Origin of the sequence: Chitinophaga jiangningensis (genome assembly GCF_900142605.1) — a bacterium.
GTDB lineage: Bacteria > Bacteroidota > Bacteroidia > Chitinophagales > Chitinophagaceae > Chitinophaga > Chitinophaga jiangningensis.
Map to the genome: position 1 here is coordinate 84,882 of NZ_FRBL01000007.1, position 21,508 is coordinate 106,389.

Here is a 21,508-nt window from a genome sequence, read left to right on the forward strand (position 1 = left end):
GTGTTGGTTACGCGCAATTTACCACTAATTGGTGACTCTTTTGTAGCGCAGCCTTACGGAGTTCACGGCCAGTATTACATCCGACAGGCCCATTACGCCTGCACCCATGATAGGATTCAGGAATCCCAGTGCTGCAAATGGAATGGCGATGATGTTATAAATAAAAGCCCAGAAGAGGTTTTGTTTGATGGTGAGATAGGTATGTTTTCCCAGGCCAAGTGCCAGCGGCAGTGCGCCTAGGTGGTTATTCAGCAGTACCACATTCGCACTCTGCATGGCTACCTGTGTGGCATCGCTGAGGGAGATGCCGATGGTAGCTTTCGACAGTGCAGGCGCATCGTTGATGCCATCACCTACCATGGCGGTGGGTGCGGTTTCCATCAGCGTGGTGATCTGTTGTAGCTTTTGCGCGGGACTCTGCTCCGCGTATATTTCAGTGATGCCAACCTGGGCTGCCAGTTCTCGGCATTTCCGTTGGGTGTCGCCACTCAGCAGGATAGGCTTAATTCCCATTTTTACCAATTCCGCTACTACGGTGGGGGCTTCCGGCCGTATTTCATCGATGAAATCGATCCAGCCTATTAGCAAACCGTTTTTCAGGAGGTAGAGTTGGTGGCTGTCGTCAGTGGCGGCATTACCGGCCATTTTGAACGAGCCGAGTTGCCATTCGTTACCGGCTTTGTCGCTGGCACGCATACCCAGTCCTTTATGCTCCCGTACCTGTTGCAGCGGGTATTCGCCGGCTGATTTCCACAGGTTCACGATAGAGCGGGCTATCGGGTGGGAGGAGTATTTTTCCAGGCTGTATACTACCTGTTTAAATTCTGATTCGGTGAGCTGTTCGTAGTGGTATTGGCCCATTTGCAGCTTGCCAGTGGTGAGCGTACCTGTTTTATCAAATACGATTTGGCGAATATCTTTAAAGAGTTCCAGTGTGTGACCGCCTTTGATGAGGATACCGTTTTTGGCGGCGCGGCCCAGTCCTACCATCACAGCTGCCGGTGTGGCTAATCCCATGGCGCAGGGGCATGCAATAACGAGAACGGCTATACTACGCATCATGGCGGTGCCAAATGTGGTATGACCTACAAAGTACCAGCCGAGGAAAGTGAGCAATGCTATGGAAAGTACCAGGGGCACAAATATGGCGCTGATGCGGTCTGCCAGCTTTTGCATCGGCGGTTTATCGTTCTGGGCCTGTTTTACGAGCTCAATGATATAGGATAATACCGTATCCTTTCCTGTGGCAGTAATGAAAACTTTCACACTACCATCTTCCAGCATCGTACCACCTATTACTTTATCTTTTTCCTTTTTGGCTACCGGCTCACTTTCGCCGGTGATCATGGATTCGTCAACAAGGGCATTCCCCCAGTACACCGTTCCATCCATGGGGATTTTATCACCGGTATTTACCAGTACGCAATCACCTGTTTTAAGCGTGCGATTATCCACTTCATGAATGTGCTCATGGCCATTTTCCGTGTGTATGAGTCGTGCCGTGGTGATCTGCATTTTCGCCAGGTCGGTTATGGCAGATGTAGTTTGTTTCACGGAGCGCTCTTCCAGCCAGTTTCCCAGGAATACCAGGGTGAGTATGGCTGCCGTAGTTTCATAAAATAAATAACTATGATCCTGGTAGATGATAGTGCCAACGAAGCTATACACAAACGCAGCTGTGGCGCCCAGCGTCACGAGCACGTCCATATTGGCCATTCTGTTCATCAGGCTTCTGATGGCGCTTTTGCCGAAGTGTAGCATACCGGTAATGTAAACCGGCAGGGTTAGCGCTAGTTGTACCCATGGATTATGCAGCCATGGCCAGTTTACCCACATATGCAACATCAGGGGAAGGGTGAATATGAGGCAGCATATGAATTTAAATGAGAGGGTACTATACGGCGACACACGGGCTGGTGCCTGATCTGGTAATACCACCCGGAAGCCCATTTGGTTAATCCCTTCGAGTACGGCGGCTGAATCGCCGCCAGCAGGCAGGTTAAAGCTTACTTCTTCAGTGGCAAAACTGACGTTCACTTCCTGCATTCCTTTTTTCTCCAGGTATTTGGATACACTCAGTGCACAATTGGTGCAATGCATTCCTTCTACCTTGCAACTTATTGGTGTCATCTTAACACAAAGGTACCGCTGTATACTTTCCTTGTTTAAATTATTAATGCAACATAGCATCAAAACACTTATATCTCACTAAATATAAATAAGTTATGGATAAAAATATACCACATACAAGCTGTCCGTTAATTAGTCAAAAAATGCGATAAATTTGTTGATGCAATGGACATTTTCACTGGATGAACTACCGGAAATAGCGAAGGATTTCTGGAGGCAATATGGAGATAAACAGGTATTTACGCTCGAAGGCCCAATGGGTGCGGGTAAAACCACCCTTGTAAAGGCACTTTGCGCAGCCGCTGGTGTGGAAGATACCACCGCCAGTCCTACGTTCTCGATCATCAACGAATACAACTACCGCGATGCTGCCGGTAAAACCCGCCGGATCTATCATCTGGACTTATACCGATTAAGAGATGAGGATGAAGCTATTACAGCCGGTGTGGAAGACACAATCTACCAGGATGCGGTGAGTTTTGTAGAATGGCCGCAAGTGATTGCCTCTTTATTACCGGAGGATACGGTACATCTGGAATTGCGTGTGCTGCCTGATCAAAAAAGGCAACTTACCCAAGCGGGCACACGGAACAAATGATGTATCTTTGATAGTTACCTTTTAAAAAAGAACAACAACTCTGACCGTATGGAGCAAAGGCAAAAACCTGTAGTGAGTGCTGGCTTTAGTTATTCACCACTGGAAGAAACGCTGGACATACCAACCAAAAATTCCCGTTTATTCATCGGTATCCCAAAAGAATCTTCTTTCCAGGAAAACCGCATCGCACTTACACCTGATGCAGTAAGCATTCTGGCGGCGCAAGGCCACCATATTGTGGTGGAACACAAAGCCGGAGATGCAAGTCACTACTACGACACTGACTATTCAGAAGCAGGTGCCGAAATAGTATACGACCGCAGGGAAGTATTTAAAGCGGAAATCATACTCAAATCAGCCCCCCTCACCGATGAGGAGATAGAACTGCTGCACCCGCACCAGATCGTCATTTCACCGATTCACCTGGCTGCCCTTAAAGCCTACCAGGTGCAAAAGATGATGGATAAACGTATTACCCTCCTCTCTTTCGAAAATCTAAAAGATGATGCCGGTACCTATCCGATCGTGCGTGCGATGAGTGAGATTGCCGGCGGCGCCGTGATGCTGATTGCCGGTCAGTACCTCAGTAACGACAATAAAGGAAAAGGCATACTGCTGGGCGGTATCACCGGTATCCCACCTACCAAAGTAGTGATCATCGGTGCAGGTATCGTAGGCGAATTTGCTGCCCGTACCGCCATGGCTCTGGGTGCATCCGTTAAAGTATTCGATAATAACATCTATAAACTCAAACGCTTACAGAACAACATCGGCGTTCGTGTATTCACTTCCGTTATTCATCCCAAAGTACTGGCGGAACAGCTGCGCAATGCAGATGTAGCAGTGGGCGCGCTTTCCAGCCAAAGTGGACGTACCCCAATTGTGGTAACGGAGTCCATGGTGAGTAATATGAAAGCAGGGTCTGTTATTGTAGATGTCAGTATCGACCGGGGCGGTTGCTTCGAAACTTCAGAAATTACCACCCATGAAAATCCGGTATTCAAGAAGTACGACGTAGTGCATTATTGTGTACCCAATATCCCTTCAGGCTTTGCCAGAACGGCTTCTGAAGCCATTTCCAATGTGCTGATGCCATTACTCGTTGAAGCGGCAGACGACGGCGGATTTGAAAACCTCGTATGGATCAAACGGGGTGTACGAAACGGTATCTATCTCTATAAAGGCGCCCTTACCAACTACCATTTAAGTGAGAAATTCAAGTTGAAATATACAGACCTGGAGCTGCTGCTGGCAGTAAAAGGTTAAAAGAAAAAGGTTCCGATGCCGAAGGCATCGGAACCTTTTTATCGCTCGTGCCTTCGGCACGAGCGATAAAAAGCAAACTAAATCTCAAGTTTGTATCCCATCAAAATGGCTCCAATAATTGCCAGTCCTACCACAATCCTATAGTATCCCCACATTTTAAAGCCAAACTTTTTCAGGGAGTCAATAAAGAATTTTATGGCGATCATAGCCACCACAAAAGCTACCACGTTACCTACCAGCAACAGGTTCAGCTTATCAGGGTTAGCCATGAGCAATTCTCTTCCTTTTAATATTTTGTAGCCGGTTGCTGCTGCCATGGTAGGCACCGCCAGGAAAAACGAAAATTCAGCGGCCACGTTGCGGGTCAGCTTTTGCTGCATACCGCCAATGATAGAGGCCGCGCTGCGACTCACACCCGGGATCATGGCAATACACTGGTAAAACCCGATGCGCAGGGCAGTGAAGAGATTGATCTTCTCGTCTGTATCGATCGTGGGTTCCTTGAACCAGTTATCCACAAACAACAATACAATCCCACCCAGCAAAAGGGTAATACCAACCGTGAGCGGACTTTCCAGCATCTGGTCAATAATATCGCTGAACAGGTAGCCGCAGATGAGTGCCGGTAACACCGCCACAAAGAGCTTCACGTAAAAGTTCAGCCTGTTTTTATCGAATACAAAGAATTTTTTCCAGTAAAGCACCACTACCGCCAGGATAGCTCCCAGCTGGATGCATACTTCAAACAGTTTGGTGAATTCGTCCTTATTAATGCCAAGCAGGGAGCTTACGATGATCATATGGCCGGTGGAAGATACAGGCAGGAACTCCGTCAATCCTTCTACAATCGCAATAATGATAGCCTGAAAAAGCGTCATGAAAAAATAATATGGTTAATAGTGATAAAAAAAGCGATGAGCTTTATGGTTCATCGCTACAGGGAAATAATGTAAATGCTGTTGGTGTATCCGGTTATTGTTTCGGACGGCGCATGATAGCGTATACTTCTATCAGCAGGCCAAGCACAATAACGATTGGAGCCAGGGTGATACGGCGGAAGCTGTACACGTCGTCGGCATTAAAAGTATTGGCATCCGGTGATTTACCGCCTAACATCAGCAGAAACCCTATGATCACCACTACTATGCCAATCAGCATAAAACGGTAGTTTTCTTTAGGGAAGATGGCACGTTCTTCGACCAGCTGGTCCTCGGTTTGTGTTGGTTTAACCATTGTTTTGTTGTTAATATCCTTAATAATCAGTTTAGTAAAGGTCGTCCAGTTTCAGGCGCAGGTATTTCATCACGGAGCGGTGCGTGCTAAACAGGGAGATGGCAATGCCGATCAGGATCATTCCCAGGAACAGCAGCCCAATCATCATGTTATCACGCATCCCGTTTAATTCCGGTAATACCTTATCTGCAAAAGACAGCATCGCCAGCAGGCCGGCAATGGCCACTATCGCGGCAATGGCGCCGTTGATGATACTACGTATATCAAATGGCTTGGCAATAAACCAGCGGGTAGCACCTACCATCTGCATGGTTTTGATCAGAAAACGGTTGGAAAACATCGCCAGGCGGATGGTATTATCAATCAGGAATACTACTGCCAGGCAGAGAATACCACAGATAATCAATACGATCAGGCCTATACGCTGTACGTTTTCATTCAGCTTACTCACCAACGTACGCTGGTAGGATACCTCGCGCACAATGCTCTGCTGCGTCAGTTTATTTTCAATCACCCGGAGGCTGTCCGCATTCACATAGTTGGCGTTGGCCTTAATGTTTATGCTGGCATACAGCGGGTTATATTCCAGCAGATTGATGAAATCTTCCCCGAATTCTTTCTGGAAGCGCTGTGCAGCTTCTTCCTTGGAAACATATTCAATAGATTTCACATATGGTTTAACGGCAACAGAGTCCCGCAGGGCAATAGCCTGGGCTTCTTTGACATTATCTCTCAATATAACCTGCACTTCAATACTTTCCTTAAAGTACTTACTCAGCTTATTTGCGTGTATCACCACCAATCCAAGGGTTCCCAGCAGGAATAGTACCAGGGCCACTCCTATGATGGAGTACAGGTAAGACGGTTTCGACTTCTTTGCTGATGATCTTCCTGATTGCGCCATTAATCTGTTGTTTATCGGCGAAAATAATAAAAATTAGACGTTATGTGTTTAATTTTGCCAGCCAAAACAACTGGATGTTTCCGGGTGGCAATATAAAAAGTTGTATGGGCACATCATTGTTGTATTAATGAATTTAACATTATTTTGCTAAAACGGCCCGTTACAGCCGGATCAACATATTAAATTTACTTTGATAACGTGATTAGGGCAGGATGTATTGTACATCGGCTTGTTAATCACTCATCTGCAATTATATGGAATACAATTTCAGGGCTATTGAAAAAAAATGGCAGGAACAATGGGCAGACTCCCATGTTTACCAGGTAAAGAACGACACCAGCAAGCCTAAGTGCTATGTGCTGGACATGTTCCCCTACCCCTCCGGTGCCGGGCTGCACGTAGGCCACCCGCTGGGCTACATCTCTACGGATATCTACGCACGTTATAAAAGACTAAAAGGCTTTAACGTACTACATACCATGGGTTACGATGCTTTTGGCCTGCCGGCAGAACAATACGCTCTGGAAACCGGCCAGCACCCCGCTGTAACCACTGCCAAAAACATTAAAACCTTCCGCGAGCAGCTGGATAACATCGGCTTTTGTTACGACTGGTCCCGCGAAATCAATACCAGCGACCCCTCCTATTACAAATGGACGCAGTGGATCTTCCTCCAGCTGTTTGAAAGCTGGTATAACCGCGGCACCCAGAAAGCAGAGCCTATCCAAACGCTGATTGCAGCGTTTGAAAAGCAGGGTAATGCCGGCATTACCTGTCCGGGCGATCGTTCGATCCAGTTCACTGCTGAGCAGTGGAAAGGCTATTCTGAGGTAGAACAGCGTGAAATACTCATGCAATACCGCCTCGCCTTCCTCGCCTATGCTGAAGTAAACTGGTGCGCCGCACTGGGTACCGTACTGGCGAACGATGAGGTGATCAACGGCGTGAGCGAACGCGGTGGCCACCCGGTGGTGAAAAAGAAAATGCGCCAGTGGTTCCTTCGCATCACCGAATACGCTAACCGCCTGCTCGAAGGCCTCGAAACCGTGGAGTTCAGCGAAGCCATGAAAGAGATGCAACGCAACTGGATCGGTAAAAGCCAGGGCGCCGAAATCAAATTCAATATCAAAAACTCCGACGAAAAAGTAGAAGTATATACCACCCGCCCGGATACCATCTTCGGGGTCGACTTCATGGTAATCGCTCCTGAACATGAGCTGGTACAGAAAATTACCACGCCTGATCAGAAAGCCGCCATCGAAGAATACCTGGATTATGTACAGAGTCGCTCCGAACGCGAACGCATGTCCGAAGTAAAACAGGTAACCGGCTGCTTCACCGGCGCCTACGCCATCAATCCTTTCGATGGCCGCGAAGTGCCTATCTGGATAGCGGAGTATGTACTCGCCGGCTACGGTACCGGCGCAATCATGGCGGTGCCATGTGGCGACCAGCGCGACTACGGCTTTGCGAAGCACTTCCATCTCCCTATTACCAACATCATCGGTGAAGGATTTAACGGAGAAGAAGCCAACCCTACCAAAGACGCCATCCTGCAAAACAGTGGCTTCCTCAACGGTATGGAAATGCGCAAGGCTGCGGACCTCGTGATCGATAAACTGGAAGAAATGGGCATCGGCCGCCGCCAGATCAACTACAAAATGCGTGACGCCGGCTTCAGCCGCCAGCGCTACTGGGGCGAACCATTCCCGATCATCTATAAAGACGGTATTCCTTACGCCATCGACGAAAAGGACCTGCCTCTGGAACTGCCACACGTAGAAAACTATAAGCCGGGTCCGGAAGGCGAAGGACCGCTGGCCAACGTAACCGACTGGGTAAACGTGGCGCCGGGCGTAAAACGCGAAACTAACACAATGCCAGGCTACGCCGGCAGTAGCTGGTATTTCCTCCGTTATATGGACCCTCACAACACCCACACCTTCGCTGATCGTAAAATCACCGACTACTGGAACCAGGTAGACGTGTACGTTGGCGGTACCGAGCATGCCGTGGGTCACCTGCTGTATTCCCGTATGTGGACGAAAGTATTGTTCGACCTTGGCCACATCGGCTTCCAGGAGCCTTTCAAACAACTGATCAACCAGGGAATGATCCAGGGATCTTCCCGCTTTGTATACCGTATTCACGGCACCAGCCAATACGTTTCCCACGGGCTCAAAGACCAGTACGAAACCGATAAGCTGCACGTGGATGTGAATATTGTGGACGGCCTGGTACTCGATACCGAAGCCTTCAAAAAATGGAGAGAAGAGTTTGCCGATGCCACCTTCATCCTCGAAGACGGCCAGTATATCTGCGGCCAGGAAGTGGAAAAAATGAGTAAGAGTAAATTCAATACCGTTAATCCAAACGACCTGGTAGAGAAATACGGTGCCGATACTTTCCGTATGTACGAAATGTTCCTGGGCCCGGTAGAGCAGTCAAAACCATGGGATACCAAAGGTATTGAAGGAGTACACCGCTTCCTCAAAAAACTCTGGCGCCTGTTTGTAGACGAGCAGAAAGGTGTGGTGGTAACAGACGACAACCCTACGCCGGAAGAACTGAAGATCCTCCATACCGCAATTAACAAGATCGACAGCGCCACCAATACATTCTCCTATAACACGGCCGTGAGTGCGTTTATGATCTGCGTAAATGATCTGCAGTCCATCGGTTGCCGCAAGCGCAATATCCTGGAATCCCTGCTGATCCTGCTCGCACCATATGCACCGCACGTGGCAGAAGAGCTGTGGCAGCTCATCGGTTTCAACGAAAGCATCCTGAACGCACCTTATCCGGTGTACAAGGAAGAATACACCAAAGAGAGCAACTTCACTTACCCGGTTGCACTCAACGGAAAAACGAAAACCGAAATGAGCCTGGGCCTCGACTTGGATAATGCAGCGCTGGAAGCCGCTGTACTGGCTAATGAAGCAGTACAGAAATTCCTGGATGGTAAAACACCTAAGCGCGTGATTATCGTGAAAGGAAGGATGATTAACCTGGTAGTGTAGGCACTGCCGTTATAAAATAACCCGATGCAACTTTCTCCCGGGGAGGAAGTTGCATCGGAACTAAAAAGGGACCTCCGGTTCCTTTTTTTGTTCCGGATAAGGCAACAGCCCGCTCCACGGGGGCTACGCGTCAGTGGCGCCAAAGTACATACCCATCACCAAAGCATGTAATTACTGAACAGGAAGTTTTGTATATTTAACCACCCATCATGGGCGTCCCTATTATGCTGAAAGATATTCTCACGAAATATCAAAGCTCCTTCCAACCGGTAATTGCTTTGCTGGAGCCCGCAGAACCCTTGCTGGCCATGGATTTTACGCGCAAGAATGATGCGCTCACCACGAGCATCCTGCACGACATTGACAAGTTCTGCACTTATATACAGCAAACGCTGAATAATAACGGTTACCGCCTCGGTATTGGCGGCTATGGGGAGCACCGTACCATTTATGCCGTAAGTCCGCATTTCGATGCCGGTGAAGAGCCGCGCAGGCTGCATTTGGGAACAGATGTATGGGGAGATGCAGGTACCCCCGTATTTGTACCTTTAAACGGACATGTGCACAGCTTCCGGTTCAACGATCATTTCGGGGATTATGGTGCTACCATAATTTTGCAGCACACCCTGGATGGTTGCACTTTCCATACGTTGTATGGCCACCTGAGCTTATCCAACCTGCAGGGGCTATACGAAAATATGCCGGTGATTGCCGGGCAGCAGCTGGCCTGGTTTGGCCTTCCTGCCGAAAACGGCGGATGGCCGCCGCATCTGCATTTCCAGGTGATCGAAGATATTGGCGCTCATCGCGGCGATTACCCCGGCGTTTGCCGCTACAGCGAGCGGGATAAATACCTGCGCAACTGCCCCGACCCCGATCTTATTCTACAAATGAACCGCTATATCCGTTAGTGTAAAAATAATATAGGTTTCCACCCGGCTAACTTATTTTTACCAGCTAAATCGATTGAGTCAATGAAAAAAGTCGTTACCATCCTTTTATTATTACTGGCTGGCTGTACTGCATTTGCACAGCTGCCGTTACACGTGATGTCGTTTAATATCCGCATGAATACGCCGCACGACAGCCTCAATGCCTGGCCATACCGTAAAGACAAAGTAGCCGCTACCGTGCAGTTTTTTGAGGTGAACACTCTTGGTGTGCAGGAAGCATTGTATGACCAAATGCTGGACCTACAACAGTCCTTACCAGGTTATAAATATATTGGTGTGGGTAGAGATGACGGTAAAACGAAAGGAGAATTTTCTGCCATCTTTTACGATACTGCGAGGCTGCAGATCCTGGATCAGCAAACCTTCTGGTTGTCTGAAACTCCTGCCGTACCCGGCTCTAAAGGTTGGGATGCTGCTATTACCAGGATAGTTACCTATGGTAAATTCAAGGATAAAAAAAGCGGGAAAATATTCTATCACTTCAATACACACTTTGATCACATGGGCAAAGTAGCACGCAGGGAAAGTGCAAAACTGCTGCTGCAAAAAGTACATGATATCGCAGGTAAAACACCGGCTATCATCACTGGTGATTTTAATGCAACGCCGGATGATGAGCCTATTCGTGTAATCACTAACGTTAGCGACCCCTTATATCTCACCGATAGTAAAAGCCAGAGCAAAACGCCACACTTCGGTCCTGTAGGTACTTTCAACGGCTGGAAGCAAGGAGAGGCGGAGCCGGCTCCGATTGATTATATCTTTTTGAAGGGGAACTTTGAAGTATTAAAGCATGCTACGATCTCTGAAAGCTGGGGTGGCAGGTACGCATCTGATCACTTTTCTGTATTGTCTGTCATCAAAATTAAATAAGCATAAGTGAGGCTGTAACAAGTATTGAGGCAACCGGGACCATGGGCCCCGGTTGCGTGGGTGCCGCGCTGCGCGCGGCCTGCCGACCTTTCGGCCAATGCTGTACTTGTAACAGCCCCACTTAACACTCCTTTTTATAGTTAATCATGCGTATGCTCAACGGACATGCTACCTTCGGCAGCTCCTTTGATCTTGTCATGCACAGAGGTGTTCACATCTACATTGATAGTGATTTTTCCATTGGCAAATGAACCAGTGAAGTCGCCCACCTGCAGTTTGCTGATCAGCAGATCCATAGACAGTTGCAGCTTGCCTTTCCAAACAATGCTGCTGTCAGTTACTACTACATCTTTACCTTGCGCTTTCAGAGAAATGGAACCAGACAGTTGGATATCCATTGGGATATCTTTGCCATCCCAGGTGAGACGGCCTTTCAGCACAACGGCAGGATCTTTCTTATCTCCTTCTACCAATGCGCTAACTTTTACCTGCTGGTAAGTACCGAGTGGCAATTTAATGGTTCCCAGTTGACTTGGGATAGCGAGCAGGTCTACATACCTGTCAGTTTTCAGTTTAAACTCTACTTCATCTTTACCACGTTTAGCCTCGAACGTGATTTGTTTCAGTTTGGCAACGGCGGTGTCCCAGGTGATGTCGAAGCCGCCTGTACGCGCCATGGATGCATCCCCGGTGATGGTCGATAAACGGCCGGTAGCGTCCGCTGATAATGACGTGGACGTGCCGATTTGCTCGAGTTCATAGTTGACACTTGCCGCGTTTTTGTCGTCAATTGGTGGTTGACTCGGCTCAGTCATTTCCGTGTTACATGCTACAAACATAAGGGCGGCCATGCCCGCGGTAGCGCACATTTGGAGAATTCTGGTTTTCATTTTGATATGGTTTTAATAAAATCTTTCGTATAGGGCTAACGCAGTAAAAATAACGAAGAAATCCGGATTATAGTACGGATGAGAATTAATTTAAAAAGAAATATCCGGTAACGTAGCACGCTACCGGATACTTATATGAAATAGTTAAAATACTTACTACTCCTGAGTTTGCTTAATTCGTGTAGGCGTATCCGTTCCATTTACGATACTCGTTGCGCTGATTGCAATCGCACGAATAATGTCTGTAATATTAGTCACATCAAGGGTTTGCAGCTCATCACCTACGGTATGATAATACTGGTCCTTATCTATCTGTGTGGTTGACACGGTATGTGCAGGCACTCCTAAACGAGCCAGGGTAGCGTTATCAGAACGATAGAATAAATTCTGTTCAGGATATGGATCGGGATAAAATTTAAACGTAGAGCCGTTGAGGTTACGTTGTAAAATTTTTCCAAAATCAGATAAATCAAATCCGGTAATGAATGCGCTGTTTTTACCAAACTTCGATTCTTTACCAATCATCTCGATATTAAACATGGCCACTACTTTTTCAGGTGCCAGTTTACGGGAGAAATACTGGCTGCCATGGCCACCGGATTCTTCTCCGGTGAATGCTACAAATATCAGACTGCGTGCAGGTTTGGTGCCACGGAAATAATTAGCCAGTTCAATCACCGCTGTTACGCCGGATGCATCATCATCCGCACCGTTAGCGATAGAGTCGGCCCCCGGCGCACCTGGCACAATACCCAGGTGATCATAGTGACCACTAAACACTACATATTCGTCTGGTTTTGTAGTACCCTGAATCACACCTACCACGTTCGTAAACGGAGATTCCTGTAAAACTCTTTCCGCTTTCACGGTCCATTTACTGTCGTCCGCTACGGGTTCGCCCTCTACGGCAAACACCATATTGTACGGAGTTTCCATCGGCTGGATGTTATCGATATCAGCGGGATTTTCGTAAAACTTTTCAGAGATGTGCTCTTTCACCAGGTCCACCATATGCGCGATACTCGGGTCTACCCACACCAGCGTGTTCATATCCAGTTTACCGCCTTTGCGGGCCAGCGCAAACAGGGCTCTGTCGCTTTTAACATGCACAATTTTGAAATTAGCAGTATCGGCCTGCCAGTCGATGTTGCGGGCTTTCCCAACTACGGTTACCGGCCAGTTTTTCGTTGCGCCGTTAACGGTGAGTGTGGCTGACTGCTGGATCAATTGGTACTTTTTGAAATCCTGCCGCAGGCTCATACCGGATAATGGGCCAAGTCCTGCTTTTTTGAACTCCTCTTCAATAAAACTGGCGGCTTTAAAAGCGCCTGGGGTACCGGGCTTGCGGCCCATCATATCGTCTGCAGCGAGGGTGCTGACGATACGTTTCACTTCTTTTTCCTTAATGGCCTGTTGGGCATAGGTATCAGAGACAGATGCTGCCAGCAGCAGCAATGCAAATAATTTCTTCATGTTTAAGCTGATATTAAACTTTGTTGGCTGAGTAAAGTAGGGTGAAATTAGCACTTTATAAGGGAATCCGCCAAAGCATAATTTTCCACCGGCTTTTGCGTACTTTTGGGATCACTGAAAGATATGTCCAATCAACCTTTAAGACCAGATGAGAACAGGCTCAGCGCCGCTGAGAAGGAGTTCGAAAACAATATACGTCCGAAGGAGATCATTGATTTCTCCGGACAGGATCAGATCATCACTAATCTGAAGGTATTCATTCAGGCGGCCAAGATGCGTGGGGAAGCGTTGGATCATGTGCTTTTCCATGGTCCTCCGGGTTTGGGTAAAACCACTTTATCCCGCATTGTAGCCAATGAGCTGGGGGTGAATATCAAGGAAACTTCAGGACCGGTGATCGAGAAGCCGGGTGATCTTGCCGGGTTGCTCACCAACCTGGAAGAGCGGGATGTGCTGTTTATTGATGAAATTCACCGGTTAAGCACGGTGGTGGAGGAATATTTGTATTCGGCCATGGAGGATTTCAGGATAGATATTATGATCGATTCCGGGCCAAGTGCGCGGTCTATCCAGCTTAACCTGCTGCCTTTTACACTCATCGGCGCCACTACCCGATCCGGTTTGCTGACAGCTCCACTGTTGTCGCGCTTCGGCATTAAATCCAGGCTGGAATACTATACCGCTGATACCCTGCAGAAGATCGTATGGCGTGCAGCCGGCCTGCTGGGCAGCAAAATCACCTCTGATGCTGCCGGTGAAATTGCCCGCAGGTCCAGGGGCACCCCGCGTATTGCCAATGGCTTGTTGCGACGGGTACGGGATTTCGCGCAGGTGATGGGGAATGGCACTATTGACCTGGAAATTGCCCAGTTCAGTCTCAAAGCCCTCAATGTGGATGAATATGGTTTGGATGAGATGGATAACCGGATTTTGCAGGTGATCATCGAAAATTTCAAAGGAGGTCCGGTGGGCATTACCACTATTGCCACTGCTGTTGGGGAAGAGCCGGGCACCCTGGAGGAGGTGTATGAGCCGTTCCTGATCCAGGAAGGCTTTATCAAGCGTACTCCCCGGGGGCGTGAGGTAACGGAAAAAGCGTATATACATCTGGGCAAAACGCCGTTAAGGGGTAATTCTAATCTCTTGTTTTAGGGAGAGATAAAAGCATAAAAAAGCACACCCGTCCGGCAGCCGGACGGGTGTGCTTTTTTATGCTTCTGCCGCTACGCGGCTATTGTTATTCTTTGACTACCAGGCGGAAGCCGTTTCCGTGAATATTAACAATTTCGATGTTGGAATCGTCTTTCAGGTATTTACGCAGCTTGGCGATGTATACGTCCATGGAGCGACCATTAAAATAGGTATCGCTGCCCCAAATCTTTTTGAGTGCCAGTTCTCTTGGGAGCAGGTCGTTTTTGTGCTCGCAGAGCATATGGAGGAGCTCATTTTCTTTGGGCGACAGCGTATGCGATTCACTATTACGGGTGAGGGTGCGGAGGCGGGAGTTGAACTCGTAGGAGCCTATTTTAAACTCGTGCTGTTCCTCTTCTTTGCTGTGCAGCTCCTGATTACGTTTCAGGATGGCTTTGATTTTGAGCAGCAGCAGTTCGCTGTCGAATGGTTTGGAGATGTAATCATCGGCACCCAGTTTATAACCCTGGATGATATCTTCCTTCATGGTTTTGGCGGACAGGAAGAACAGGGGGATATCCGGATCTACGTCCCTGATTTCCTCTGCCAGTTTAAATCCGTCCATATTAGGCATCATGATGTCCAGCAGGCAGATGTCAAATTTCTCACGACGGAAGGCCGCCAGCGCCAGGATACCATCTCTGCAGAGCTCTACGTCATAATCGTTTAGCTCCAGGTAGTTTTTAAGCACCATACCCAGGTTGGTATCATCTTCTGCCAGTAATATTTTAGGTTTACGTTCTTCCATAATCATAAAGGGTTGATTATAACAAATATAAAGTTTTTCTGCGGCACGAAAGGTCGTAAAAATACTGACTGCGGGCCGCCAATGAATTGTTAAAACTGCTGTAGTGCGCTATTATAACGCTTACAACTACACGAAGGTTGTGTGTTACCGCTGTTTAATCAGGGAGGTGAAAGGATAGCGCAGGTTGCTGTAGTTGATCATATCTACCACTACGCTGCCCACGGAAATAGGGCTTTCAATGCGGAGCGGCACCTTATTGGCGTCGTCGCTTACCCACACGGTCATTTTCTCGCCACCTTCAAACATGGTTCCTTTGATCAGCAGGGGTCTGAACTTGATGGCGCGGAATGTCCCGAATTTGGTTTTTATCTCTTCCTTACCCATATAACGCACGTATATGTTGTATACCTGGTCGTCGAGGAACATGGCGAAAGGGATTTTATCTTCCGGTTTGTATTTGCTGAAGTCGATGTTACGGGCGTAGTAGATGGAGCTGATAACGTCCTGCACGCATGGCGGAACCGTAAAAGTACCTGTGGTACTGATTGCCTGGTGGCCTGCCTGGTTGAATACTACGTTATTATAGATTTTATAGCCGCCTTCATTTACGTTGCGGATAAACTTCAGTGGCTGGAGGGTGGCGGTGTCGAGGTAGGTTTCGTAGCGGTCCCTTACTTTGAATACCCAATCATAGGCGCGGTAGGTTTTACCATCGGCTACGATATGATACACATCTCTGTTGGCGAACCTTTCAAGGCCTACGTTAAAGGTAGCTTCGCCAGCGCCGATAAACATTTTTCCGAGGGCATAGAATACTTTAAGGGTAACGGATTCGCCTGTTTTGAAGCTGGTATTTCGGATCGAACAGAAGTCATTCTGCGCTTTTGCTGGGCGTATACAGGTTAAAAATAAGATGATAAGTAAGAAATACCGCATTGCTAGTGGCTATTTGTCCTTAATAATTTTAACTCCCAGCAGGAGCACCGTACCCGCTATGGCCGGCAGGAAGAGGTTTATTAACCAGATTCCGCCAGTGGCTGCGAGGATGGCTACGTCGTTGGAACTAAGAAAACCCAGGAAGAAGATACTTACTTTTCCCCGAACTCCAAGTTCTGCGATGGCAATGGTGGGAACTACGGCCATTACCAGGTAAATTACGCTGTTGAGCAGGAAGGCCTGCCACCACAAAAATTCCACACCCAATGCGTCGAGCAAAAACAAATACTGTGCCGAGAAGACTAGGTACCGGAGGGCTGAAAGCAGCAACAGATAACGTAATTCAGCGGGTTGATAGCCGGCGATTATCTCTACGTATTTCTTGATTTTACGGAGCCAACGCACTTTTTCAAAAACAGTCAGAATAATTCGTAGCCGAAAATATAACAATATCGTCAGTGAGCAAATAATCAATAGTACAGCGAGGACGAAATTCCCCCAGAAATTGGGGTCGAGCCACCTGGAAATCCCCACTGGCATGAGGCGGTGAATGAAAAAAAAGAGCCCAATTAACCCAAAAATAACAGTTACGATCAGCTGACTGAAGCTACCTACAATGGTGGCTGCAATAGCTTTGAGTTTATTTTCATTGCGGAGATACAGCACGCGGCCACCGTATTCGCCTATACGATTTGGCGTATTGATGGAGATGGACACACCGGAAAGTATGGCACTGAATGCCTTCTTAAATGATATTTTCTCGAGCGGCTGCACCAGCAGCTGCCACTTACGGGCTTCAAATCCCCAGTTAAAAAACATGAGCACCACCACCAGGAAGATACCTGTCCAGCCTTTATGGTGCAGGGAATCGCGCATCTGCTGGATAGATTCCTGCAGGTTGTCGCGGTGGGTCAGCTGCAAATAGATCGAGTATCCTAACCAGATGAAAAGCGTTACACCTAATGTGTAATTGAGAATTATTTTGGTACTTTTGTTCAGATATTAAGTTTTCGCAAAAATAACCTGTGGTTGGCAAACAAACCGAAAATAATTCTTGGCATTGACCCTGGTACCCTTGTAATGGGCTACGGCCTTATACTGGCAGAGGGTAAAAAAGTCAGTCTCATAGAGATGGACGTGTTAAAGCTATCCAGGCATAAGGACCATTACGAACGCCTGCAGGCAATACACAGCAGTATAGCAGGGTTAATCATCAAACATAAGCCGGACTGCTTTGCCATTGAAGCACCGTTTTTCGGCAAGAACGTGCAAAGTATGCTGAAGCTGGGCCGGGCACAGGGCGTTGCAATCGCAACGGCCATGCATGCAGGACTGGCGGTAACGGAGTATTCCCCAAAGAAAGTTAAACAGTCCGTTACCGGCAATGGAAATGCAGACAAGGAACAGGTATGGTTGATGTTACAACGTATCCTGAAAATCAGCGACAAACCAGCCTATTATGATGCCACCGATGCGCTGGCAGTGGCAGTATGTCATTTTTATCAGGACAGCAATCCGCTGGCAGGCCTTACCAAATCCAAAGGATGGGAACAGTTCCTGGCACAGCACCCCGAAAGAATCGTGCGTTAGGAAAAGCATATTTCATAAATTCCAAAATTGTAGTTACTTTGTTGAAATTCGATTGTAGTCTTTTGCTACAGCGTTACACGCCATGATCCAGCTTAACAGCTTGACTATGAAAAATTACTATCATCCGTTGTACACCAAAAGTGCAACGACTATTTTTATATTAACCAGCATCAAGGAGATATGAAAGCGAGAATCTTATTAGTGGAAGACGATCAATATATCGGCGCGGCAACTAAGAAAAGATTAGAGGAGGCAGGTTATGATGTGGTGCATAGTATTGATGGCCAGGCAGCCTGGGAACAGTTCCAGTCCCGCACCTTCGATATATGCCTGCTGGATGTAGTTATGCCTAAAAAAGATGGTCTTGCGCTGGCTGAACAGATCCGAAAAGTGAATGATCACGTCCCTATTTTGTTTCTTACCTCCAAAAATGAGAAAGAAGACAGGATTAAAGGTCTGCGCACCGGAGCCGACGATTATATCAGTAAACCCTTCAGTATGCAGGAACTCATCCTGCGAATAGAAGTATTCCTGAAGAGAACCCGTAATCAACCGGTAGAAAAATCCAACATCTTTCACCTGGGCAAGCTCACCTTCGACTACGAAGATCTGCGCCTGTACAACGAAGAAGGAGATATTTCCATCAGCCTCACCCAGAAGGAAGCGGAACTACTCCTCTATCTCTGCAATAATCCCAATAAAACACTCAAAAGGGAAGAAATCCTCGCCAATGTATGGGGTAAGGACGACTACTTCCTGGGGCGCAGCATGGATGTGTTTATCACCAAGCTGCGCAAGCATTTCAAATCAGATCCGCACATACGGTTGGAAACATTGCATGGTGTAGGCTTCCGCTTCAACGTTCCTGGCAAATAACCTACAGGCGGGCTATTATTGCCTGCTGGATAGTTTCAAATTCTTCCGGAGATAACTTTAGTTTGCTCCTGGAAAAATTCATGTCGTCCACTGAATTGATAGGTATCAGGTGCATATGCGCATGTGGTACCTCCAGGCCTACTACGCTCACCCCTACACGATTACAGGGTATCACCGCTTCTATCGCCCGCGCAATAGGTTTGGCAAACAACAGGTATTCAGCCATCAGCTCATCTGACACATCAAAAAACTTATCCGTTTCCACTTTAGGGATCACCAGCGTATGCCCTTTTGCCAGCGGGAAAATATCCAGGAAGGCATAAAAATGTTCATTCTCTGCAATCTTATAGCTGGGGATTTCTCCGCGGATTATTTTCGAAAAGATGGTCATGGTTCGGATGTTATATGGTGGAAAATAAAAGGGCCCTGCCTTGGCAGGACCCTGTAAATATCGTTAAAAAGCGCAACGGTTTACGCAGTAATATTTTCAATTTTGAAGTTGATTTTTCCATTAGGTGCTACCACCTCTGCCACATCTCCAACTGCTTTACCTAATAAACCTTTTCCGATTGGTGAAGTAACCGAGATTTTCCCGGCCTTCAGATCAGCCTCTGTCTCTGAAACCAATTGATAGGTGAACGTTTTCTTATTGGCAACATTGGTGATTGTTACCTTACATAAAATTGAGACTTTAGAAGTGTCAATGGAATCAGCCTCCACAATGCGTGCGTTAGCAATCGCATTTTCCAGCGTAGCGATTTTGGCTTCATGTAACCCCTGTGCTTCTTTGGCGGCATCATATTCGGCATTTTCCTTCAAGTCACCCTTTTCCCTGGCTTCAGAAATAGCCCTCGCGATCTCTGCACGACCTTTTGTTTTAAGGACATTCAGTTCGCTTCTCATCTGTTCAAGAGTTTCTTTTGTAACATAGTTTACGCCAGACATAACCTGCTGTGTTTTTATGGTTATAAGAAAAAAAATCAACGCCCCCACTTGCATGGAAGCGTTGTTTTTCTGGTTCTATCGCAAATATAATGATTTTTGTTTAAGAAAAGTAATTTACTTTTCGATTTTAATATACTGAAAATCAGTTATTTAAATCGAATCACCACAGCCTGTTCCGCTGCTTAAAGTATATTCAACTTCTCTAAAACAACACGAGGCATCCGTATACTCGCCTCATGGGAATAACCCGCGATATGTGGCGTCAGTACTACGTTTGAGGCAGCCAGGAAATAGGCCAGCTGTTCTTTATCCTCTGCTGAGTAAGTCGTTAATTTTTCATTTTCCAATACATCCAGGCAGGCACCGCGTACGCGACCATCCTCCAGGGCTGCAATCAGATCGCTGTTTTTAACCAGCTTACCCCTCGCCGTATTCATAAACCATACGGGGTGAGCAAACGCACTAAAAAACGAATCGTTTGCAATATAACGGGTTTCCTCCGTAAGTGGAAGGTGTAAACTTACCACATCGGCATTGGCATATACTTCTTCCAGTGTTACTTCCTTCACCTCGTTAGTCCCGAAGCCCTTCCTGTATTTATCATAAGCGATGATGTTTACATCAAAGCCCTTCAGTTTACGCGCAAATGTGCTGCCGGTATTACCATAACCAATAATCGCTACTGTTTTACCACCCAGCTCGTAAGCCCGGTTGCCGTCCCTTTCCCAGATACCCTTACGCAGTTCCAGATTGCTCTTTAACACGTTGTGCATCAGGCTGAGCAGCATCCCTACGGCCTGCTCTCCAACCGGATCACGGTTACCTTCCGGACTGCTTACACAATGAATACCCTTGCTTTCTGCATAAGGCACATCAATCAGCTCCATACCGGAACCCAGCCTGCCAATCCATTGCAGTTCCCTGCCATGGTCTATAATCTGTTTATCCACACGAATGCGGGTGGTTACTATCAGACCCACACAGCCGGGGATGGCTGCATATACTTCTTCGTAGGTAATAGATGGCTGGTAATCTACTTCAAAGCCCTTGGTTTCAAGTTGGTCCACCAGGTATGGATGCACCTTGGCGGTAATTAATACTTTCTTACTCATATCATCTTATGTGATAAGGCTGCAAAATCCGCAACAGTAAGCTCTTCAGCTCTTTTACTGAAAATCGGGTCCTGCAGTGTTTCTTTATCGAATAATCCTTTCAGGGGATTGCGTAGTTGTTTACGACGCTGTCCGAACGCAGTTTTTACCAACACAAAAAACTTCCGTTCAGAAGCCACATCCGCCGGCTGCTCCAGCCTGGTAAGCCGGATCACACCAGATTTCACCTTTGGCGGCGGATTAAAGCAGTTTTCATGTACATCAAACAGGTACTCGATATGGTAGTAAGCCTGCAACAGCACACTCAGGATACCATAGTCCTTATTACCATGGCCGGCCGCGAGCCTTACTGCCACCTCCTTCTGGAACATACCCACCACTACATCCACACTGGAACGCCATTCCAGCACCTTAAACATAATCTGGGTAGAAATATTATAAGGAAAGTTACCTATCAGCCTGAACTGCCCCTCAAACGGCAACTCCGCATCCAGGATGCTTACGTTCAGCAGCTTACCCCGGATTTCAGGATAAGTTTTTTCCAGATACTGTACTTTTTCGGTATCCAGCTCAATTGCTTTAAAATGAATACCGGGAATCTGCAACAGGTATTTGGTAATGGCTCCCCCACCAGGGCCCACTTCCAGCACTTGCTGGCCTTCGCTTACAGGTAGCGACTCAACAATTTTCATACAGATGTTCTCATCCTTGAGAAAATGCTGGCCTAATGATTTCTTTAGTGTATACATGACTGAGCCGCAAAGATAGCT

21 protein-coding genes are annotated in these 21,508 nt (G+C 47.3%); 8 read left to right on the forward strand and 13 right to left on the reverse strand.

The features are described from left to right. Positions 1-24: 24 nt before the first annotated feature. The gene (locus BUB18_RS18555; RefSeq protein WP_073084004.1) at positions 25-2,130 is read right to left on the reverse strand and encodes a heavy metal translocating P-type ATPase; all 2,106 of its coding nucleotides are present in this window, start codon (positions 2,128-2,130) and stop codon (positions 25-27) included. A gap of 160 nt (positions 2,131-2,290) precedes the next feature. On the opposite strand from BUB18_RS18555, the gene tsaE reads away from it, so the two are divergent. Together tsaE and BUB18_RS18565 are read left to right on the forward strand one after the other, a co-directional pair. Beyond that, positions 2,291-2,728: a tRNA (adenosine(37)-N6)-threonylcarbamoyltransferase complex ATPase subunit type 1 TsaE gene (gene tsaE, locus BUB18_RS18560; protein WP_073084006.1), complete on the forward strand. Its 438-nt coding sequence runs from the start codon at positions 2,291-2,293 to the stop codon at positions 2,726-2,728. Between the two features lie 48 nt (positions 2,729-2,776). Next, the gene (locus tag BUB18_RS18565) at positions 2,777-3,994 is read left to right on the forward strand and encodes an alanine dehydrogenase (protein ID WP_073084008.1); all 1,218 of its coding nucleotides are present in this window, start codon (positions 2,777-2,779) and stop codon (positions 3,992-3,994) included. Between the two features lie 77 nt (positions 3,995-4,071). Here BUB18_RS18565 and BUB18_RS18570 read toward each other — a convergent pair whose 3' ends face one another. From BUB18_RS18570 to BUB18_RS18580, 3 genes are all read right to left on the reverse strand, one after another. Beyond that, entirely contained in the window at positions 4,072-4,872 is an 801-nt protein-coding gene (locus tag BUB18_RS18570; RefSeq protein WP_073084009.1) for an undecaprenyl-diphosphate phosphatase, read from the reverse strand. A 94-nt stretch (positions 4,873-4,966) separates the two neighbouring features. Further along, complete coding sequence (locus BUB18_RS18575; protein WP_073084011.1) at positions 4,967-5,227, reverse strand: DUF3098 domain-containing protein; 261 nt, start codon at positions 5,225-5,227, stop codon at positions 4,967-4,969. Positions 5,228-5,258: 31 nt separating this feature from the next. Beyond that, positions 5,259-6,131, reverse strand: coding sequence for a cell division protein FtsX (locus tag BUB18_RS18580; RefSeq protein WP_073084012.1), 873 nt, complete (start codon positions 6,129-6,131; stop codon positions 5,259-5,261). A gap of 254 nt (positions 6,132-6,385) precedes the next feature. Here BUB18_RS18580 and leuS point away from each other — a divergent pair, with 254 nt between their 5' ends. The 3 genes from leuS (at position 6,386) to BUB18_RS18595 (ending at position 10,977) form a co-directional block, all read left to right on the forward strand. Next, positions 6,386-9,151, forward strand: coding sequence for a leucine--tRNA ligase (gene leuS / locus BUB18_RS18585; protein ID WP_073084014.1), 2,766 nt, complete (start codon positions 6,386-6,388; stop codon positions 9,149-9,151). Positions 9,152-9,360: 209 nt separating this feature from the next. Further along, positions 9,361-10,062, forward strand: coding sequence for a peptidoglycan DD-metalloendopeptidase family protein (locus tag BUB18_RS18590; protein WP_245805697.1), 702 nt, complete (start codon positions 9,361-9,363; stop codon positions 10,060-10,062). A gap of 63 nt (positions 10,063-10,125) precedes the next feature. Then, positions 10,126-10,977, forward strand: coding sequence for an endonuclease/exonuclease/phosphatase family protein (locus BUB18_RS18595; RefSeq protein WP_073084016.1), 852 nt, complete (start codon positions 10,126-10,128; stop codon positions 10,975-10,977). A 140-nt stretch (positions 10,978-11,117) separates the two neighbouring features. On the opposite strand, the gene BUB18_RS18600 is transcribed toward BUB18_RS18595, so the two are convergent. Then, the gene (locus BUB18_RS18600; RefSeq protein WP_073084018.1) at positions 11,118-11,867 is read right to left on the reverse strand and encodes a hypothetical protein; all 750 of its coding nucleotides are present in this window, start codon (positions 11,865-11,867) and stop codon (positions 11,118-11,120) included. Positions 11,868-12,023: 156 nt separating this feature from the next. Then, the gene (locus BUB18_RS18605) at positions 12,024-13,340 is read right to left on the reverse strand and encodes a M28 family metallopeptidase (RefSeq protein ID WP_073084020.1); all 1,317 of its coding nucleotides are present in this window, start codon (positions 13,338-13,340) and stop codon (positions 12,024-12,026) included. 123 nt (positions 13,341-13,463) lie between these two features. Between BUB18_RS18605 and ruvB the strand changes: the two genes are divergently transcribed. Next, positions 13,464-14,492 carry a Holliday junction branch migration DNA helicase RuvB gene (gene ruvB / locus BUB18_RS18610; protein WP_073084022.1) on the forward strand — a complete coding sequence of 343 codons (1,029 nt, stop codon included), beginning with the start codon at positions 13,464-13,466 and terminating at the stop codon, positions 14,490-14,492. An 85-nt stretch (positions 14,493-14,577) separates the two neighbouring features. On the opposite strand, the gene BUB18_RS18615 is transcribed toward ruvB, so the two are convergent. The 3 genes from BUB18_RS18615 to BUB18_RS18625 all read right to left on the reverse strand — a co-directional run bounded on the left by BUB18_RS18615 (position 14,578) and on the right by BUB18_RS18625 (position 17,136). Next, positions 14,578-15,279 (reverse strand): response regulator transcription factor, encoded by a 702-nt coding sequence (locus BUB18_RS18615; RefSeq protein ID WP_073084706.1) that lies wholly within the window; start codon positions 15,277-15,279, stop codon positions 14,578-14,580. 144 nt (positions 15,280-15,423) lie between these two features. Further along, positions 15,424-16,215 (reverse strand): DUF3108 domain-containing protein, encoded by a 792-nt coding sequence (locus BUB18_RS18620; protein WP_073084023.1) that lies wholly within the window; start codon positions 16,213-16,215, stop codon positions 15,424-15,426. A 9-nt stretch (positions 16,216-16,224) separates the two neighbouring features. Continuing rightward, positions 16,225-17,136, reverse strand: a complete 912-nt coding sequence (locus tag BUB18_RS18625; RefSeq protein ID WP_178372155.1) for a lysylphosphatidylglycerol synthase domain-containing protein — start codon at positions 17,134-17,136, stop codon at positions 16,225-16,227. A 108-nt stretch (positions 17,137-17,244) separates the two neighbouring features. Here BUB18_RS18625 and ruvC point away from each other — a divergent pair, with 108 nt between their 5' ends. Both ruvC and BUB18_RS18635 read left to right on the forward strand, forming a co-directional pair. Continuing rightward, entirely contained in the window at positions 17,245-17,805 is a 561-nt protein-coding gene (ruvC, locus tag BUB18_RS18630) for a crossover junction endodeoxyribonuclease RuvC (RefSeq protein WP_073084027.1), read from the forward strand. A 180-nt stretch (positions 17,806-17,985) separates the two neighbouring features. After that, on the forward strand, positions 17,986-18,681 hold the full coding sequence (locus BUB18_RS18635; RefSeq protein WP_073084029.1) for a response regulator transcription factor: 696 nt from the start codon (positions 17,986-17,988) through the stop codon (positions 18,679-18,681). Position 18,682: 1 nt separating this feature from the next. Here the strand turns inward: BUB18_RS18635 and BUB18_RS18640 are convergent, their stop codons facing one another. The 4 genes from BUB18_RS18640 to rsmA all read right to left on the reverse strand — a co-directional run bounded on the left by BUB18_RS18640 (position 18,683) and on the right by rsmA (position 21,487). After that, a complete protein-coding gene (locus tag BUB18_RS18640) occupies positions 18,683-19,072 on the reverse strand; it encodes an HIT family protein (protein ID WP_073084031.1) in 390 nt (129 codons plus the stop codon). A gap of 80 nt (positions 19,073-19,152) precedes the next feature. Further along, positions 19,153-19,680 carry a transcription elongation factor GreA gene (greA, locus tag BUB18_RS18645; RefSeq protein WP_245805698.1) on the reverse strand — a complete coding sequence of 176 codons (528 nt, stop codon included), beginning with the start codon at positions 19,678-19,680 and terminating at the stop codon, positions 19,153-19,155. A 128-nt stretch (positions 19,681-19,808) separates the two neighbouring features. Beyond that, positions 19,809-20,738, reverse strand: coding sequence for an NAD(P)-dependent oxidoreductase (locus tag BUB18_RS18650; RefSeq protein WP_073084033.1), 930 nt, complete (start codon positions 20,736-20,738; stop codon positions 19,809-19,811). Then, positions 20,735-21,487: a 16S rRNA (adenine(1518)-N(6)/adenine(1519)-N(6))-dimethyltransferase RsmA gene (gene rsmA, locus BUB18_RS18655; protein ID WP_073084034.1), complete on the reverse strand. Its 753-nt coding sequence runs from the start codon at positions 21,485-21,487 to the stop codon at positions 20,735-20,737. Before rsmA ends, BUB18_RS18650 begins: the two co-directional genes overlap by 4 nt. Between the last annotated feature and the right edge of the window lie 21 nt (positions 21,488-21,508).